This is a genomic window from Paenibacillus sanfengchensis (assembly GCF_036864765.1).
Classification (GTDB): Bacteria; Bacillota; Bacilli; order Paenibacillales; family Paenibacillaceae; genus Fontibacillus; species Fontibacillus sanfengchensis.
Genome location: NZ_JBAGJC010000006.1, coordinates 310,399 through 328,401, shown reverse-complemented (window position 1 = coordinate 328,401; position 18,003 = coordinate 310,399). Strand labels below are relative to the sequence as shown.

General features: G+C 55.4%; 11 protein-coding genes. 9 read left to right on the top strand and 2 right to left on the bottom strand.

What is annotated here, in order from left to right:
* Window positions 1–38 precede the first annotated feature (38 nt).
* The 3 genes from V4U84_RS15780 (at window position 39) to V4U84_RS15770 (ending at window position 5,282) form a co-directional block, all read left to right on the top strand.
* Complete coding sequence (locus tag V4U84_RS15780) at window positions 39–1,931, top strand: cache domain-containing sensor histidine kinase (RefSeq protein ID WP_334077506.1); 1,893 nt, start codon at window positions 39–41, stop codon at window positions 1,929–1,931.
* Window positions 1,924–3,531, top strand: a complete 1,608-nt coding sequence (locus tag V4U84_RS15775; RefSeq protein ID WP_334077505.1) for a response regulator — start codon at window positions 1,924–1,926, stop codon at window positions 3,529–3,531. Before V4U84_RS15780 ends, V4U84_RS15775 begins: the two co-directional genes overlap by 8 nt.
* Before the next feature lie 281 nt (window positions 3,532–3,812).
* Window positions 3,813–5,282 carry a glutamate synthase subunit beta gene (locus tag V4U84_RS15770; protein WP_334077504.1) on the top strand — a complete coding sequence of 490 codons (1,470 nt, stop codon included), beginning with the start codon at window positions 3,813–3,815 and terminating at the stop codon, window positions 5,280–5,282.
* A gap of 730 nt (window positions 5,283–6,012) precedes the next feature.
* Here V4U84_RS15770 and V4U84_RS15765 read toward each other — a convergent pair.
* On the bottom strand, window positions 6,013–6,159 hold the full coding sequence (locus V4U84_RS15765; RefSeq protein WP_334074331.1) for a hypothetical protein: 147 nt from the start codon (window positions 6,157–6,159) through the stop codon (window positions 6,013–6,015).
* 205 nt (window positions 6,160–6,364) lie between these two features.
* Here V4U84_RS15765 and V4U84_RS15760 point away from each other — a divergent pair, with 205 nt between their 5' ends.
* The 4 genes from V4U84_RS15760 to V4U84_RS15745 all read left to right on the top strand — a co-directional run bounded on the left by V4U84_RS15760 (window position 6,365) and on the right by V4U84_RS15745 (window position 12,504).
* The gene (locus tag V4U84_RS15760) at window positions 6,365–7,171 is read left to right on the top strand and encodes a formate/nitrite transporter family protein (RefSeq protein WP_334074332.1); all 807 of its coding nucleotides are present in this window, start codon (window positions 6,365–6,367) and stop codon (window positions 7,169–7,171) included.
* A 270-nt stretch (window positions 7,172–7,441) separates the two neighbouring features.
* Window positions 7,442–10,516, top strand: a complete 3,075-nt coding sequence (locus tag V4U84_RS15755) for an EAL domain-containing protein (RefSeq protein ID WP_334077503.1) — start codon at window positions 7,442–7,444, stop codon at window positions 10,514–10,516.
* 102 nt (window positions 10,517–10,618) lie between these two features.
* A complete protein-coding gene (rbsK, locus tag V4U84_RS15750) occupies window positions 10,619–11,548 on the top strand; it encodes a ribokinase (RefSeq protein WP_334074334.1) in 930 nt (309 codons plus the stop codon).
* A 38-nt stretch (window positions 11,549–11,586) separates the two neighbouring features.
* Window positions 11,587–12,504, top strand: a complete 918-nt coding sequence (locus tag V4U84_RS15745) for a nucleoside hydrolase (protein WP_334074335.1) — start codon at window positions 11,587–11,589, stop codon at window positions 12,502–12,504.
* Between the two features lie 550 nt (window positions 12,505–13,054).
* On the opposite strand, the gene V4U84_RS15740 is transcribed toward V4U84_RS15745, so the two are convergent.
* A complete protein-coding gene (locus V4U84_RS15740; protein ID WP_334074336.1) occupies window positions 13,055–14,236 on the bottom strand; it encodes an ROK family transcriptional regulator in 1,182 nt (393 codons plus the stop codon).
* Between the two features lie 237 nt (window positions 14,237–14,473).
* Between V4U84_RS15740 and xylA the strand changes: the two genes are divergently transcribed.
* Both xylA and xylB read left to right on the top strand, forming a co-directional pair.
* Window positions 14,474–15,790 (top strand): xylose isomerase, encoded by a 1,317-nt coding sequence (gene xylA / locus V4U84_RS15735; RefSeq protein WP_334074337.1) that lies wholly within the window; start codon window positions 14,474–14,476, stop codon window positions 15,788–15,790.
* A gap of 237 nt (window positions 15,791–16,027) precedes the next feature.
* Window positions 16,028–17,524, top strand: coding sequence for a xylulokinase (gene xylB / locus V4U84_RS15730; RefSeq protein WP_334074376.1), 1,497 nt, complete (start codon window positions 16,028–16,030; stop codon window positions 17,522–17,524).
* Window positions 17,525–18,003 lie beyond the last annotated feature (479 nt).

Here is an 18,003-nt window from a genome sequence, read left to right as displayed (position 1 = left end):
GGGTCCCCTTTGTCCGTATTCCCGGGAGATACAGCGGCATGAAGGAAAGGATCAGCTCGGCCTTGGAGCCTCTTCTATACTGGATCGGAAGAAGATCGATGCAGAGCCGTCTTGTGGCGGCTTACATCGCTGTTTTCCTCTTACCCAGCATTGTGGTGTCCAACTACTTGTTCAATCAGATTCACGAGAATTATATCGAGGATGCGTTGAGAAAAAGCCAATTCACGATCGAGCTGGAGAAGACGCAGATTCAAAAACAGGTCGATGCGATGGAGCTTGCCGCGCAAATTTCCATCTCCAACCGCGATGTGATCGATTATCTGACCCTGGACCGCGAGCCGGGGACGAGCGACCTGATCGACTGGAACCGAGGAGCTTTTGCGGACTTCAGCCTGATTCAGTTCAATACGCCGCAAATCGTCCATTGGCGCCTGTTCACCGATAACCCTCTGGTCAATGAAATCTGGCCGACCGTGTTCCGCGAGAGCCGGATTCAAACCGAATCATGGTACAAGACTGTGAACGAGCTGGATGGCGGCCCGCTGTGGGTGTTTCAGAAGACCGACAAGGACATTATGAAAAGATTTACCTCCGAGCCCACGGAGAACGAGCCGAAGATCTCGCTTTTTCGCGAAATTACCGAAGGGCGCCATATCGGAATCGTCGACGTGGAGATGCTGCTGAAGGATTTTGCTCCCAGGGTGTATACGGAAATTACGGATAACGAGTCGCAGATGCTGCTTGCGGACGGGAGGGGAGAACTGTACCTGGATTCCGGACAGCGCCTGGTCGGAAGCGACAAAGCGATGCGGCGGAAGCTGGGGGAGCTTCTGCAGGGCAGCCTGGGAAGCAAGGGGGGAGAAGCCCGGTTCAAGCTCCAGGGCAAATCGTATCTGATTACGGTTTTGCCCGTCGAACGTATCGATGCCCGCTTGCTGAACGTCGTCTCATTGGAAGGAGCTCTGGACAACATCTCCCGATCCAGGAGCCAGATTATTGCCGCCAATGTCGTGTTAATCACGTTGTTGTCGGTGATCACCTATTTTTTGAATTCCTTTATTCTAAAAAATCTGCGCCGCTTGACCGAGGCGATGAAGCGGGTCCGCAAGGGCGAGTTTCATACCCCTATTCCCCGGATCCAGGGCAGCGGGGAGGTTGGTGAACTGGCGCACCATTTTAACAAGCTGATTCAGACGATCAACGAGCTGATCGCCCAGGGGATCCGCAAACAGGCGCTCACGAAGGAGGCCGAGCTTCGGACGCTGCATAACCAGATCGACTCGCATTTTTTGTACAATACGCTGGAGAATATTAAAATGTTGGCCGAAATGGAGGGCCAGCGGGCGATTTCCGACGCTCTGACCTCTCTCGGCGGGATGATGCGCTACAACTTCAAATGGTCGGGAGAGTACGTGAAACTTCGGGATGAGCTCAGGCATATTGAAAATTATACCGAAGTGATGAATATTCGCTTTGATGAACCGATCGTCTTGAAGGTGGAGGTTCCCGAGCCGTTTCTGGAGCTGGAGGTGCTGAAAATGTCGCTGCAGCCGATCGTCGAAAATGCGGTGAAACATGCCTGGACGGGGGAGGAACAGGAGGAGCGGGAGATAGGGATCCGCGTGGCCGAATGGGGGGACGGCGATGTCCGGATTTCGGTGACCGATAACGGGCAGGGTCTGGAACCCGAGGCCTTGGCGAGGTTGAACGCGGCGCTTGGCTCGGCCGGGGCCCGGGTGAAGGTTCCCGGCAGTTTCGGTCCGGAACCGAAGGATAGGGGCATCGGACTCCGCAACGTCCAGGAACGGGTCCGGATGTTTTTTGGCCTCCACTATGGCCTGGAAGTATTTAGCGAACGGGGAGAATATACGAGCGTAGTCATGATCATACCGAAGGCGCTTTTGACGGGAGGGGGAGGCAAGGATGGCTAAGTTGTTGATCGTCGATGACGAAAAGAATATCCGGTTCGGGCTGAAAGCGATGATCGAGCGGGATTTTCCCGGCAAGCATCTCGTGATGACCGCCAGGCAGGGGGCGGAAGCGTTGGAGCTGTACCGCGCGGAAGAGGCGGACATCATCATTACGGATATCCGCATGCCTGTGATGGACGGCATTACCCTGATCGAGAAGCTGGCGGAGAAAGCCCACCAGGGACCATCGGGCGGACGTCCTATCGTCATCATCCTCAGCGGATATGAGGACTTCGAGTATGCCAAAGCAGCCATACGGTATCAGGTGATGGACTACCTGCTGAAGCCGATTCGAAGAGACGAGTTGTTCGCCGCGCTTCGCAAAAGCGAGGAGGAATTGGGCAGGCGGGCCGAATGGGCCGAGCAGATCGCCGTTACCGAGGCGTACCGGGTCCAGTTGCAGTCCAAACGCCTGCAGGAAGTGCTCCTGCAAGAGGACTCGCCACCCGATACCGAAGTGCAACTTGGTGAGGAAATCGGTTTTGATCGTTACTCCACTCCTTTTGCTGTGGCGGTAATCACATATAAATATGAAGACGGGCTGCGCATGAAACGCGATGAGCTGCAACTGCTGGCGGAGCATATGCTTAGCAGCGTGAACGGGCTGATAAACGCTTCCTTTCAAGACCAGGAAGGGCGGGTCGTGCTGATTGGCGGACCGCAGCGGAAGTTTGCGGAAATGGCGAAGCTGGCCGAGGAAAAAGAACTGGACGGCCTGCTGATGGGCATCAGCGAAGAGGGAACCCGGCCGGAGGATATTTTGACTTGCTACCGCGAAGCCCGGGAGTCGCTGGATTATACGTTTATTTATCCCAAAACGCGGTTGATCTGGTACAGCGAACTTTCGGATGCCCGGATGAACTATCCGGTTCCGGAGGAGGAGATCCGCAAGCTCGGCAATATGCTGGGAACGAATCGGGGAAAAGAGATCGGCGAGCTGCTGCACGACATTTTCAAGCTTGACCGGTTGGCGGGCATCGATCTCGCATACCTGGAAGCTGTCGGCAAGCGCATCAACGAGCAGGTGTTGGATGAGGTGTTCCGGGTTTATGGCGAGGCTTCCGTCGAGGTCTTGAAGCTGTACCGGAAAGTGGGCAATATGGCCAGTTTTCGTCATTTTCATGATTATTACCGCTCGCTTAAACAGTTGCTTCTAAACCTGGATGAATATATCCGGGGCATCCGCTCCGCGCACAGCGGAAACGAGGAGATGAGGGCCGCGGTCGCCTATATCGAGGAAAATTACCATCGGACTTTGAACATGGCCATGGTCAGCAATTATGTTTCTTTGAACTACACTTATTTTAGCGAAGCCTTTAAGGCGTATACCGGAGAGAGCTTTGTGGTTTATCTGAAAAAAATCCGGATCGGCAAAGCCAAGGAAATGATCGGAACCGGGACGCTCAAGCTGTCGGAGATCGGAGCCGCCGTAGGCTTCGAGAATACAAAGCAGTTTTCCAAGGTCTTCAAGGAGCTCGAAGGCATCTCCCCGTACGAGTACAGGGGGAAATTGTTCGCCGGGCAGGAGAGATTGACCGGCTCGCCGGACAGCAAGCTTTAAGCTGGAAACCTTGACGTAATCGACAGGGCCGACCCAAGTCGCGGGGATCGACTTGGGTCGGCCTTTTTTGTGCGCCCGCTGCCGCGGTTGGCCACCTTCATAGGATGGCGGATATCGCTCGCCGGGAGAGGGAGTGATTTTCTTCATTCTGCGGGGACGGAGTTCGATGCTAACATAGTCGTAATTAACATGCGTGGTGATCTTTCATACCCGTAGGTTTTACCGCTTTATAGCAATAACGCAATGCCGAAGGCAAACGGGAAGAGGAGGACGAGGGTGGAATGGGAAAGGCAACGGGTTTTTTGGAGTATGAGCGCGAAGTTCCGGGTGATGTGCAGCCGCTTGCCCGGATTGATTCTTGGGATGAATTTACGGTTCCGCTGGGGGAAGAGCGGCTGCGGATGCAGGGGGCCCGCTGTATGGATTGCGGAACGCCCTTTTGTCATGCCGGGCGCATGCTTTCGGGGATGACCTCCGGGTGCCCCGTGCACAACCTGATTCCGGAATGGAATGACTTGGTCTATCGCGGCAACTGGAAAGAAGCGCTGAGACGCCTGCACAAGGCGAACAACTTCCCGGAATTCACCGGCCGTGTTTGCCCGGCGCCTTGCGAAGGGGCATGCACCGCGGGGAAGCACGGCTTGCCCGTCACGGTCAAAGCCATTGAGCGGGCGATCGTGGACCGGGGCTTCGCCGAAGGCTGGATCCGGCCGGAGCCGCCGGCGGCTCGCACCGGCAAAAAGGTAGCCGTCGTCGGCTCCGGCCCGGCGGGCCTCGCCTGCGCGGACCAGTTGAACCGGGCGGGTCACACGGTGACGGTGTTTGAACGGGCCGATCGGATCGGCGGCCTGCTGATGTACGGGATCCCGAACATGAAGCTGGACAAAGCGCTCGTAGAGCGGCGGGTGGACCTGCTGGCCGCGGAAGGGATCACCTTTGTAACCGGATGCGAGGTCGGCGCGGTGGTGACCCGCGAAGAGCTGACCGCGGATTTCGACGCGGTCGTCCTGTGCGGCGGAGCCACGCGGGCAAGAGATTTGGCGCTGGAGGGAAGGGAGCTGAACGGGATTCACCAGGCGATGGACTTCCTGACCGGGAATACGCGGAGCCTGCTGGACTCCGGTCTGGAGGACGGCCGGTACATTTCCGCCAAAGGGAAGGACGTCGTCGTCATCGGCGGAGGCGACACGGGGACGGATTGCGTGGCGACCGCGATCCGCCATGGCTGCCGCAGCGTCGTTCAGCTGGAGATTATGCCCCAGCCGCCTTTGCGCCGTCAGCCGGGGAATCCTTGGCCCGAGTGGCCGAAGGTGCTGAAGACCGATTACGGTCAGCAGGAGGCCGCGGCCCTCTTCGGCGGCGATCCCCGGCGCTACCTTACTTCAACCCGGCGGTTTGTCGGCGACGGCCACGGCCGTGTCGCCGGCGTCTGCACGGTTGAAGTCGAGTGGCAGGCGGCAGGCGACGGGCGCCCGGTTCCCGTGGAACGCGCGGGAACGGAGCGGGTGCTGCCGGCCGATCTGGTGCTGCTCGCGCTCGGCTTCACCGGCCCCGAGGACGGCCTCCTCGGAGCCTTGGGCATTGAGCGCGACGCCCGCACCAATGTCAAAACCGCGGACGGCCGGTACAGCACCAACGTGCCCGGCATTTTCGCGGCCGGCGACATGCGGCGCGGTCAGAGCCTCGTCGTCTGGGCCATCCAGGAGGGGCGCGAGGCCGCCCGGGAAGTGTGCCGCTTTTTGCAGGCTTGACCGGCCCGCTGTCCGCGGTCTGCTGCCTGTTGCCCGCAGCGTGCTCACAGATTTAACGGGAAAACCTCCCGTTAATTTCAAACTCTAAACCCGCGGCGAACAAATAGCTGGAAAATGTCCAGCTATTTCGTCCATGCGTGTCCAGTTCGGCCCATTTGGCACAAATTAGCGGGAGAAAATCCCGCTAATCCCCTCCCCATGGGCGATTTGAACCGGATTAACGGGAGGAATTCCCATTAATTGTCGGCCTCAGCCGTCTCGGCCGTCTCGGCCCGCTTGATCCCACCAAGAAGATGCGTTTGCACGGATGAGACAGATTAGTTAGTTGGAGTAACATGATAGGTTTGAGTATTAGCGAGCGGCTGAGGGCGTACGAGTTACGTAATGGATACGCGGCCGAGGAGAGATTTAACGGGAAAACCTCCCGTTAATTTCAGCCTCTAAACCCGCGGCGAACAAATAGCTGGAAAATGTCCAGCTATTTCGTCCATGCGTGTCCAGTTCGGCCCATTTGGCACAAATTAGCGGGAGAAAATCCCGCTAATCCTCTCCCCATGGGCGGTCTGAGCCGGATTAACGGGAGAAATTCCCGTTAAATCCCGGCCACTCCCACTCCCCGGCAATCCCCCGCCTCCCAGGCACAAAAAAACATCCGCCAAACCTGGCGCTCTCTCGCCTGGGGTACGGATGTTCTTCGTGGGATTGAAATTTCAATCGGATCCACTTCAATTTATTGGGGCTGCAGGTCGGCCTGCAGATAATTCAGCTTGCGGAGGATTTCCTTCTGCCATTTCACATCGCCCAAAGACGCTGCCAGGTTCAGCAGATCCAAATAATCGTCGATTTGAAGCGAGGATTTGCGGGTAGATAATTTCATGGGCGCCATGCTCCTTTGAGATGAAAGTAATCTGGGATGTTAATCCAAGTTTTTATTAATAATGAGAATCATTATCATATCTTAATTATCATTATGCACAATAATGGGCAAAAAGTAAATATCCATGTTTCATCCGGACATCGGGTGGGTTGACAGCCGCCCGGATATATGGAAAATGGGGAGAAATACTACATAGGGAGGCATTATGGAAACAGAGTCGCTGTTAAAAGTGGAGGAGCTTGCACTTAAAAAGTACAAAATCTTCAAGCAAAGCCAACTCCGTTATATTGCCAGAGCGATGCTGGCAAGCATGTTCATCGGATTCGGGGTAATCGTCGCCTTCAAGACAGGAAACTTTTTCTACCTCGAGCATTCTCCGCTGACGTATCCGATGGCGGCCGTTACGTTCGGAGCGGCGATTATTTTGATCGCCTACGGAGGAGGGGATCTTTTCACCGGGAACACCTTCTATTACACCTACGCAGCTTTGCGCAAAAAGCTGAAGTGGCTACAGGTGGTCAAGCTTTGGGTGCTTAGTTACGCGGGAAATATTTTGGGGGCGTGCACATTTGCGCTGCTCATTTATCTTACCGGTCTGTTTGCCGACACATCGGTCAACAGTTTTTTGTTAAGTGTGGTGGAGCACAAGATGAGCACCTCGACGTCAGAGTTGTTTTTCCGCGCGATTCTGTGTAATTGGTTGGTTTGTCTTGCCTTCTTTATCCCGATGTCCCTGCAGGGGGACGGTGCGAAAATGTTTGCGATGATGCTCTTCGTGTTTTGTTTCTTCATTTCCGGGTACGAGCACAGCATCGCCAACATGTGTACCTTTGCCATCGCGTTGGTGCTGAATCACCCGGGAACCATCTCCTTTGAGGGGGTCGTGCATAATTTGGTTCCGGTGACGATCGGCAATCTGATCGGCGGGGTACTGTTGATGGGATTTATGTACTATTTTGTGAATAAGCCGTTTTTGGAGGCCCAACAATCTTCGGAACCGGGGAAAAAATAGGCAGAATTTAAGGCCGTCCGTTGGCGATTAAGCGATGGGCGGTTTTTTTATGCGTGCCATTTGGCCGAAGTGCAAAGGGCTTACTTGTTTTTTTAATTGGGTAAAATATCCTATTTGTATATCCTTGAATATGTTAAAATTAAATGAAATAGGCGGATTATCCTGAAAAAATGCTTTCAGTTCCTGTTGTTACGGCTTGCAATCTCCGCTCCCTATTGGCTTTTTTTCGGCGGCCGGATGCAAGATCTCTAATATAAAGGGTGCATAATAATGAAGCGGATTGCATGGATGCTTGTTTTTGCGGTCATAATCACCTTTTCCCTTCCCCTTCCGGTCAATGGTTCCAGCAGCCGATATAATGTTTCCTATTCCTCCGAGTTGAACTATCCCCCGTTTAAATTTAACCAGCACGGCTACCCGTCGGGGTTTGATTTGGAACTGACCCGTCTGCTTTTTGAAGATGAGAGGTATTCGCTCTACTATACGTTCACCCCCTGGGATTCGGCCTATAATAAGCTTGTGAACGGGGAAGTCGATACCGTCGGGCTGTTAGCCATAAACCGGGAGCGGAAGCGGGAAATCCTCTTTTCCCGTCCCGTCATGCGTACTTACACGGGCATTTATGCCAAACGATCTTTGTATCAGGGCGAGAGCGAGAACGAGAGCGTGACGCCGAAGACACTGTCTAACTATAAAGTCGGTGTCGCGGCGGGCCATTACACCGAGCTACAGTTGAAAGAAGAGGCCGGACTGAGTGAATACCGTTCTTTTCCGACCGTGGAGGAAGGAATTAAGGCTTTGCGGGCGGGCTCGATCGACTTTCTTTTTGAGAATCAGCATGTTATGAACTACCTGATCGTCAAGGAAGGCCTGACCGGGGAGATCCGGCAGGTTGCCTATGACCTCTACCCCGTGGATATCGCCTATGGCATAAGCAAGGGCAAGCCCGAACTGGTGGACTACATTAATCATAGAATCGGGGATTTGCGGGGAAAGGCAAGTTATGAGACACTGTATCAGCGTTATTTTTTTACGCATTCCGAGTTTTATGCTGAACGAATTCGCAACAACTACATAGCTTTCGCCACGATTGCCGTTTTATTGTTCACAGTTGGTTGTATCCTGCTTAAGTTGTATATCAATCGTCTGCGGAGGACGATCCGCGGGGAACGGGAATTTTCGAGAGATGTGCTCGATCACGCGAATTTATTCGTTTGGGCGGTGCAAGAGGATAAGATGACGGTCCGCCTCAATGCTTATGCCGAACAGCTGACCGGGATTCGGGAACAGGACGCGATCGGCGTGAAGTACGATGAACTGCACGAGGTGAGGGCAAGGTTCGGAGAGCTGGTAGCCTTGCTCGATGAGGCGTTAACGATGAAATTTGTCGAAAATCGGGAGATGACGCTGATCGGCCAGAACGGGGCGTTCCCGCGTGCGTTTTTGTTTAGGACCTCGGTAATCCGCGGCTTGGGCGGAGATGCCGACGTTTTTATTGTGGCGGGGATGGATATTCAGGAGCGTAAAATATTTGAATACAAATTGCAGAACAGCTACGAAGAGTTGGAGGCGATCTACGAGCAGTTGGCGGCGTCCCAGGAAGAGCTTCGCTACAGCTATGATCAGCTCCTGGAGAACCAGCGAATGCTCCGGCGGAATGAAGAGCGTTACCGGCTGGTTACCGAAGCCTCCAACGGGGGGATTTGGGAGATCGATCTGGTTCGCAAGCGGCGTTATTATTCCCCGCGTTGGTTCGAGCTGTTGGGGTATACTTACGAGGATGAGGTAACCAGCGAAATGCTGGAGGATATCGTCCATCCCGATGATATTCGTAACTATGAACTGGAAATAACCAAGGCCAAGGAGAATGACAGGTCCCTGTTTGAATACGAGTACCGGCTGCGGATGAAGAATGGGGAATACCGCTGGTTTTTAGCCAGAGGTAAGGTTGTTTATAATGAAGCCGGAGAACCTTGCCGTATGACAGGCTCCCTCTCGGATATTCATGAGCTCAAGCAGTCCCAGGAGCGCTTGCAGCATTTGGCTTATCACGACGAGCTGAGCGATTTGCCGAACCGTTTGTATCTGCTCGAGGAATTGGAGTCGTTTTTCGCCGGACCGCAGAGGAAGGCGGCGCTCTTTTTCGTGGATACGGACAATTTCAAATACATAAACGATACGCTAGGGCATAAATTCGGAGACCGGCTGCTCAAGGAGGCGAGCTCCCGTCTGACTTCGCTCATTGCGGAAGAGGAGGCCATGCTGTTCCGTTTGGGCGGCGATGAATTTGTGATATTGCACAAAAACATCGAAACGACGGGACGGACGATTCTGCTGGCGGAGCGATTGCTGGAAGGGTTTAAGACCCCGTTTCACATCGACGGGAGCGATCTTTACGTCTCGATCAGCATCGGCATCTCCTTTTATCCGCAGCACGGGAACACCCCCGAAGAAATTTTAAAGAACGCCGATGTAGCTATGTATGCCGCCAAGGAGGCGGGAAAAGGAAAATATATGATCTTCGATCCCGCCTTTCTGCAGGCGTTTAACGACCGGGTGCTGCTGGAGAAGCATTTGCGGCAGGGGGTGAGCAACGGAGAGTTTCTGCTTTATTACCAGCCTCAGGTCAGTCTGAAGACCGGTATCATCGTCGGTTTCGAGGCGCTGATTCGTTGGAACAGCCCGGAGCTGGGGTTCGTTTCGCCGCTGGCCTTCATCAAAGTGGCCGAGGACAGCAGGCTGATCGTTCCCATCGGAGAGTGGGTCATTCTGCAGGCCTGCCGGTTCGCCAAGCGCTTGCAGAATGAAGGGCTGGGCCATTATAAAATCGCCGTCAATATTTCGGTGGTTCAGCTCCAGAAAGAGGATTTTGTCGATAAAGTCATGGAGGCCTTGTCAACAACGGGGCTTGCACCGCAGTATCTGGAGTTGGAAATTACGGAGTCGACGATCATTGAATCGTTCGACCGGCTGATCCCGAATTTGACCTATCTTTGCGCGCAAGGGATTCAAATCGCCCTCGACGATTTCGGCACCGGCTATTCTTCCTTGGGCTATCTGAAGCAGATGCCGATCACGACGCTGAAAATCGACAAAAGCTTCATCGAGCAAGTTCCGGCCAAGGATGACAAGCGTTCGCTGGCCCGGGCTATCGTGCTGATCGGGAGAAAAATGGGACTCCAGGTTATAGCCGAGGGAGTGGAGACCGAACAGCAGATTCGCCATGTGCAGCGCTCCAAATGCGATATGATTCAGGGTTACTTCATAAGCCAGCCGCTGCCTGAGGAAGAGGCGCTGGCGTTAGTGCGGAGTCATCCGGCCTATGATGTAGGCGGCATCGTGTGACGGATACGGCCGGTCTTGGACTGTCCGTCCGGTTGCGGTCAAAGGCCGTAGCCAGTATGATGGCCGTAAAGGGTTTCTATCATCCTTAGGGAGGATCAGGGAATGAGTTCAGAGATTGTGGTCATCGGAAGTTTAAATATGGATATGGTGGTACAGGTCGCCCGCAGACCGGAGCGCGGGGAAACCCTTTTGGGCAGCGGCTTTTTTACTAGCCCCGGGGGAAAAGGGGCGAACCAGGCCTACGCGGCAGGGAGGCTGGGAGCTTCCGTAGCGATGATCGGTAGAGTAGGGGATGACGTGTTTGCCGATCAATTGATACGAAATCTGCAGCAGGCCGGCGTCGACACAACTTGTATAGAGCGAGTGGAGGACGAATCGACGGGAGTCGCCTTGATCAACGTGGACCGGGAAGGGGACAACAGCATCGTCGTCGCGCCCGGGGCGAACTACCGGGTCACGCCGGAGTATGTGAGACGGCACGCAGCCACGATTGCCGCGGCCAAGCTGGTTATGGTTCAACTGGAAATTCCGCAGGAGTCGATTGCGGAGGCTATAGCTATCGCAGGGGAGAATAGCGTCCCCGTCATGCTGGATCCGGCGCCGGCCGGACAGCTTCCGGACGAGCTGCTCGCCAAGGTGCGGTATATCGTGCCGAATGAAAGCGAGATCGCGGTGCTCACCGGCGTGGAGGTCTCCGATGAACCGAGCGCCAGACAGGCTAGCGCGGTGCTTCGGGACAAAGGCATCGGAACCGTGTTTTCCAAGCTCGGCGGCAAAGGGGTCGTTGTGACGGCCGCGGACCAATCTTTCACGCTGCCGGGCTATCGGGTGGAAGCGGTGGACACGACGGCTGCCGGCGATGCTTTCGCCGGAGCCTTGGCGACAGCGCTAGTGGCGGGCAAGGATTTACGGGAGGCCACGGCGTTTGCCAATGCGGTCGGGGCCCTGACCGTGACCCGGGCAGGGGCGCAATCGTCCATGCCCGACCTTTCTGAAACCGAGGCGTTTATGAAAGAGGCCGGCAGTAAATAAGAGAATCGGAGAAATTACATCCTGGGAGGACTTGCACTTTGAAAAAAATCATTTTAGACGTAGATACCGGCGTGGATGACGCGATCGCCATCGCCTATGCGGCGCATTCGCCGGAGCTGGACTTGATCGGTTTGACCACCTGCTTCGGCAATATTACCGCGCCCGAGGCGACGCGCAATACGCTCGCGGTTGTGGAGTCTCTGGGCAAAAGCATCCCGGTCATCGAAGGGGCGAAAGAGACGCTGCGCCGGGGAGAGAAGAAGAAATACTCGCGGCATGTCCACGGGGAAGACGGGCTGGGGAACGCTTTGAAGGGAGAGCCTGCCGGGCGGGCGCAGCAAGGGCACGCCGCGGATTTCATCATCGAGCAGGTGAAGCGGTATCCCCATCAAGTCACGATCATTTCGGTCGGCCCGCTCACAAATTTGGCGCTGGCCCTGAAGAAGGAGCCGGTACTCGTATCGTTGATCCCCGAGGTCATCGTTATGGGCGGCGCCGTGACGGTGCCCGGCAACGTAACCCCATACGGGGAAGCCAATATTGTGGCCGATCCGGAGGCGGCCGCCGTCGTGTTCGGTTCGGGCCTGCCCCTGACGCTCGTCGGACTCGATGTGACGATGCAGACCTTGCTGCCGCGCACCCTTCTGGACGACTGGCGGGCTTCCGGCCGGCGGGACGCTTTGTTCCTGGCGGAGATGACGGAGTTTTACATGGAGTTTTACGAGTCCTGCTATCCGGGCATCGGCGGCTGCGGGCTGCATGATCCGCTGGCGGTCGGGGTGGCGGTCGACCCGTCGCTGGTCAAGATCGAGCCGATGCGGGTGACGGTCGTCACTGAAGGAGAAGAAACCGGCCGCACGGTCGGATCGCTTGAAGGCGGCCCGAAGATCGGCGTATGTACCGGCGTGGACGCCGAGCGGTTTCTCCAGCACTTTGCGGGGAGAATAGTGGGATAGAAGCAAAAAAGGTTGCCCCATAGAAAGGGGCAGCCTTTTTTAAGTTGGCTCAAAGGAGATAGCTGATTTTTGTGCACTTGCGTTGCATTAACCCTGACACATGATTACAACGGATCTTTATGCCTTAATCGACTTTAAAAAGCTTCGCAAAAGTACAGGTCTTTAAACAAGGTCCTGCAGTTAGGAAGTCTAACGGCCGTGAGAGCCGTTATGTTGCGATTGAGTAACGTATTGGGATTTTAACGGTCGTGTGGGCCGTTATTTACCTCCTTTTCGACCAAACCAGCCATGCTTATATGAAATAGGGGCCGTGGCGGCCGTTAAAATTCGGAGTCGGCGTAAACAGGGCAAATAACGGCTGTGGCGACCGTTAGAATGGTTTAGAGGTGAAGACGACGATCTGGTTTCGCCACGTTGCTTGCCGAAGCGGCGGATAGGCCCCAAACGGGTAGTACCAGGGATTGTTCGAAATTATCCGGTTCGGACCCTTCGTCCCTCAAACAGCTCCTTAAAAGTCTCTTCCTCCCGGGGACCATCATATTCCGGCGGGTTATGACGGCTCCCGGACACTGACGTCCGGATCGGTCAGAAAAGCCGTGATGGGCATCGAGGCGGCGCCGAGGGCGGTGGAGCGTATCCCGAGCTTGGCAAAATCGACATGCGTCTTTTTGCGGTGATAGGATAAGCTCCGGTTTTTGATCGTTTGCAGCATCGCCTCTTCAAAAAGCCCCCCCGCCAGCGACAGGCGGTTCCCGATGACGATGAGTTCGGGATTGAGAATGTTCACCAGGTTGGCCAGCCCGACGCCAAGCTGAGAGCCGATTTCGTTCAGCAGGTCAAGCGCCTGCTTGTCCCCTTGTTTGCCGGCGGCCAGGATCTGCTCCAGGCCGGGCGTATTATCTTTCCATACGCCGGCGGCCCGATCGAGCAGCGCCTTCTCTGAGGCGAGCGTCTCCCAACACCCGCGGTTGCCGCAGCGGCAGAGCGGGCCGTCCTCCGCGACGGTCATGTGGCCGACCTCGCCGGAGAAGTTGGAGGTGCCGCGGTACAGTGCACCGCCGACGATAATCCCCGAGCCGATCCCGACGCCGATGCTCAAATAGATCAGATTTTGCGAGTCACGGCCGGCGCCGTAGAGTTTTTCGCCGATGGCACCGGCATTGGCCTCGTTATCGATATGCAGGTTGCCGCCGAATTCCGCCGCAAGTGCCCCGGCCAGATCGACGTTGTCCCAGCCCAGGTTCGGCGCGGAGATGACGCGGCTGGTTTCGTCGACCAGCCCGGGAACCCCGATGCCGATGCCTACGATGCCATAGGGGGAGTCGGGAAGCTTACGGCCGAGCAACCGGATCGTTTTACCGATTTGCTCCACCACGTTCTCGGGGGTGAAATCCGTAAGAGGTACGTTTTTTTCCCGGATCACGTTCCCTTCCAGATCGACCAGGACGGCCAGCAGATCGCTGACCCGGATATCCACGCCAATCGCAAAGCCCGCTTGTTTATTAAAAAGCAGGAGCGTCGGCTTGCGCCCGCCGCTGGATTCTCCCGGGCCGATTTCGGTGACGAGGCGGCTGTCGATCAGCTCCGAGACAAGCGAAGAGACGGTGGCCTTGTTGAGGCCGATTCCGGCGGAAATATCCGCGCGCGACAGGGGCTGGCGCTGACGGATCGTGTCCAGCACGATGCTCTTGTTCATTTTTTTTATCAACTGCTGGTCGCCGGTAATTTTCATGGAAATCCTCCGTAATAGAAAGGCTGATATTTGCCATCATAACATAAAATAGAGTTGCTTACTGAATAACTTAGTTAGTTTACTAGACAAACTAAGTATAACGTGATACGATCTAGTTGAAAAGGGCATGATCCTGGCACAACCGGGTATCCTACCTTTGTCCAACATGAGAAAACTATTGTTGACAAGGTATTGTAAGGGCTTACTAAATTAAAATTATGCAGGGAGGACTCTAAGGTGAGTTATTTCAAGAACATCGGCAAGATCCAGTATGAAGGCGCAGGCTCCAACAACCCTCTAGCATTTAAACACTATAACGAAAATGAAGTGGTGCTCGGCAAATCTATGAAGGAGCATCTCCGCTTCGCGGTGGCTTACTGGCACACGCTGACGATGAACGGCAGCGACCCGTTCGGTCAAGGCAACATGATCCGTCCTTGGGAAACGGTATCGGGTCTGGATCTGGCGAAAGCCCGCGTGGAAGTGAACTTCGAATTCCTGGAGAAGCTTGGCGCACCGTACTATTGCTTCCATGACGTTGACGTGGCACCGGAAGGCGCAACGCTGCGCGAATCCAATCAAAACCTCGACGTGATCGTCGCCAAATTGAAAGAAGGTATGCAATCGACCGGCATCAAGCTGTTGTGGAACACGGCGAACATGTTCTCCAACCCGCGTTATGTCCATGGGGCGGCTACAACTTCGAACGCAGACGTATTTGCTTATGCTGCGGCACAAGTCAAGAAAGGTCTGGAAACCGCGGTTGAACTCGGCGCGGAGAACTATGTATTCTGGGGCGGCCGTGAAGGCTACGAATCCCTGCTGAATACGGACATGGGGCTGGAGCTCGACAACCTGGCGAGATTCTTCCAAATGGCCATCGACTACGCGAAGGAAATCGGCTTCAAGGGCCAATTCCTGATCGAGCCGAAACCGAAAGAGCCTACCAAGCACCAATATGATTTTGACGCGGCAACCACGATCGCATTCCTGCAAAAATATAGCTTGCAAGATCACTTCAAGCTCAACCTGGAAGCCAACCACGCGACCTTGGCGGGGCACACGTTCGAGCACGAACTGCGCGTAGCCCGCATTAACAATATGCTCGGTTCCATTGACGCGAACCAAGGCGACATGCTGCTCGGCTGGGATACCGACGAGTTCCCGACCGACCTGTACGCTGTTACGCTTGCGATGTATGAAATCCTTGAAAATGGCGGCCTGGGTTCCGGCGGCGTAAACTTCGACGCGAAGGTAAGACGTTCTTCTTTCGAGCCAGAAGATTTGTTCTACGCTCATATCGCCGGGATGGACACGTTCGCAAAAGGTCTGAAAGTTGCCGCCAAGATGAAAGAAGACAAGTTCATCGACGGCCTGATCGAAGAGCGCTACGCCAGCTTCAAGTCCGGGATCGGCGCGGACATCGTGGCCGGTAAAGCCAACTTCAAAACGCTGGAAGCTTACGCTTTGGAGCACAGCGATATCCGCAATAAGTCCAACCATCTGGAGCTTGTGAAGGCTCGCCTGAACGAATATATCTTCGGAACCAAATAAGCCCTCCGGCGATATGCCCGGCTGAAAATGACCTTGTAAAACGCAAAATGACAAAAAGGGACGGCTGCCGTCCCTTTTTGTCGATATTGGAGGCACGGGATTCGCGAGGGAAGGCGAAAAAGCCTTTAAGAGCGCCTGAAAAGCCTGATGTCCTAATGTAAGCAAAGGCAATGTAAGCAAAGGCACGAAGAGGACCGAAAAGGATTGAAAAGGAACGAAGGGAGAGCGGATTGCGATATGAAATATGTCATCGGGATCGACCTGGGCACAAGCTCGGTAAAAACGCTGCTGGTTAACAAGGAGGGGGAAATCAAAGGCGAAGCGACCGCTGCCTACCCGCTGATTCACGAGCGGCCGGGTTACAGCGAACAGAATCCGGAGGAATGGGTGAACGGAACCGTGGCTTGCCTGAAGCAATTGCTTCAGGAGAGCGGCGTGGAGCCGGAGGCGATCGAGGGGATTTCCTTCTCCGGCCAAATGCATGGACTTGTTCTGCTGGACGAACAAAATAATGTGCTGCGCCACGCCATGCTCTGGAACGATACCCGCACGACGCAGGAGTGCCGGGATATTGAAGCGAAGCTTGGCGATCGACTGCTCGACATTACGCGCAACGCGGCGCTGGAAGGGTTTACGCTGCCCAAGATCCTATGGGTACAAAAGCACGAGCCCGAGCTGTTCGCCAAGGCGGCGCGTTTCGTGCTGCCTAAGGACTACCTGCGCTACCGCATGACCGGGCGCGTACAGATGGAAATCTCCGATGCCGCCGGCACGCTGCTGCTGAACGTTCCGGAAGGAGCCTGGAGCGATGAGATCGCTCAGGCGTTCGGCCTTCCGGAAGGGTTCTGCCCGCCGCTGCTCGGCAGCGCGGAGGAAGCCGGCACGCTGCTGCCGGAATTCGCGCAGCAGTGCGGGCTGTCGCCGAACACCCGGGTGTTCGGCGGTGGCGCGGACAATGCCTGCGGCGCGGTCGGCGCCGGTATTGTCCGCCGGGGCGATGCGCTGTGCAGCATCGGCACCTCGGGCGTTGTCCTCACGTACGAAGAGGACAAGAGCAAAGACTTCGGCGGCAAGGTGCATTTCTTTAACCACGCTCATCCCGGAGCTTTTTACGCCATGGGTGTCACCCTGGCGGCGGGCTATTCCTTGAGCTGGTTCAAGGATTCCCTTGCCCCCGAGCTCAGCTTCGACGAGCTGCTGGCGCCGGTCGGCTCGCTTCCTCCGGGGGCGGAAGGCCTGCTCTTCACGCCGTACCTCGTCGGCGAGCGCACGCCGCATGCGGACAGCGTGATCCGCGGCAGCTTCATCGGCCTGTCCGGCACGCATCGCCGGGAGCATCTCGCCCGCGCGGTGATGGAGGGCATCACCTTCTCGCTGGCCGAGTCCGTCGAGCTGTTCCGCGAGGCCGGCATTTCCGTCGAGCGCGTCATCTCCATCGGCGGCGGGGCGAAGAATCCGGTCTGGTTGCAAATGCAGGCCGATATTTTCGGCACGCCGGTCGTTTCGCTGAAGAACGAGCAAGGCCCGGCGATGGGCGCGGCCATGATGGCGGCCGTCGGCAGCGGCTGGTTCGGCACCTTAAAGGAATGCGCCGACCGGTTTATCGGCTACGGGAAAACGTACGAGCCGATTCCGGCCAACGTAGAGACCTATGCCCGCCTGTTCAAGGTGTACCAGCAAGTTTACGCGGCAACTCGTTCGCTGAACAAAGGGCTGCAGGAATTCCGCGGCTAGTGCCTCATCAGACATCGTAGTAGGAGATGGGCCCACGGCGATCAAGGTGCCTAGCGCACCTTCCAACACTTCCAACTCCAAAAAGATGCAAATCTGCAGGTATTTAGGCCGATTCACGTGCGGATGCGAAAAAAGATGCAAATCTGCAGGAATTTCCAGCGATTTTAGAGAAACGAGCTGGTTTCGTCGAAAATGCCTGCAGAATTGCAGGCATTTTGAAATTCTTGTTCCGAACAGGAAAAAAACATGCAGATACGCAGGCATTCTATGTTATTAAGGTTTCTATTGGGGCAGCAGTTGCAATCGCATAAATAAAAAACGCGTACCTTGGCTCGAACGATGCCGGGAGTACGCGTTTTTTGAGGCCAGTTCATTAACGGGAAAACCTCCCGTTAATATTGCGTATTTCGCCTATGTGGGTACAATTAGGCGGAATTTCTCCAGCTAATTCGGCTCAAGTGGTGTGAGAGAGAGCCGCA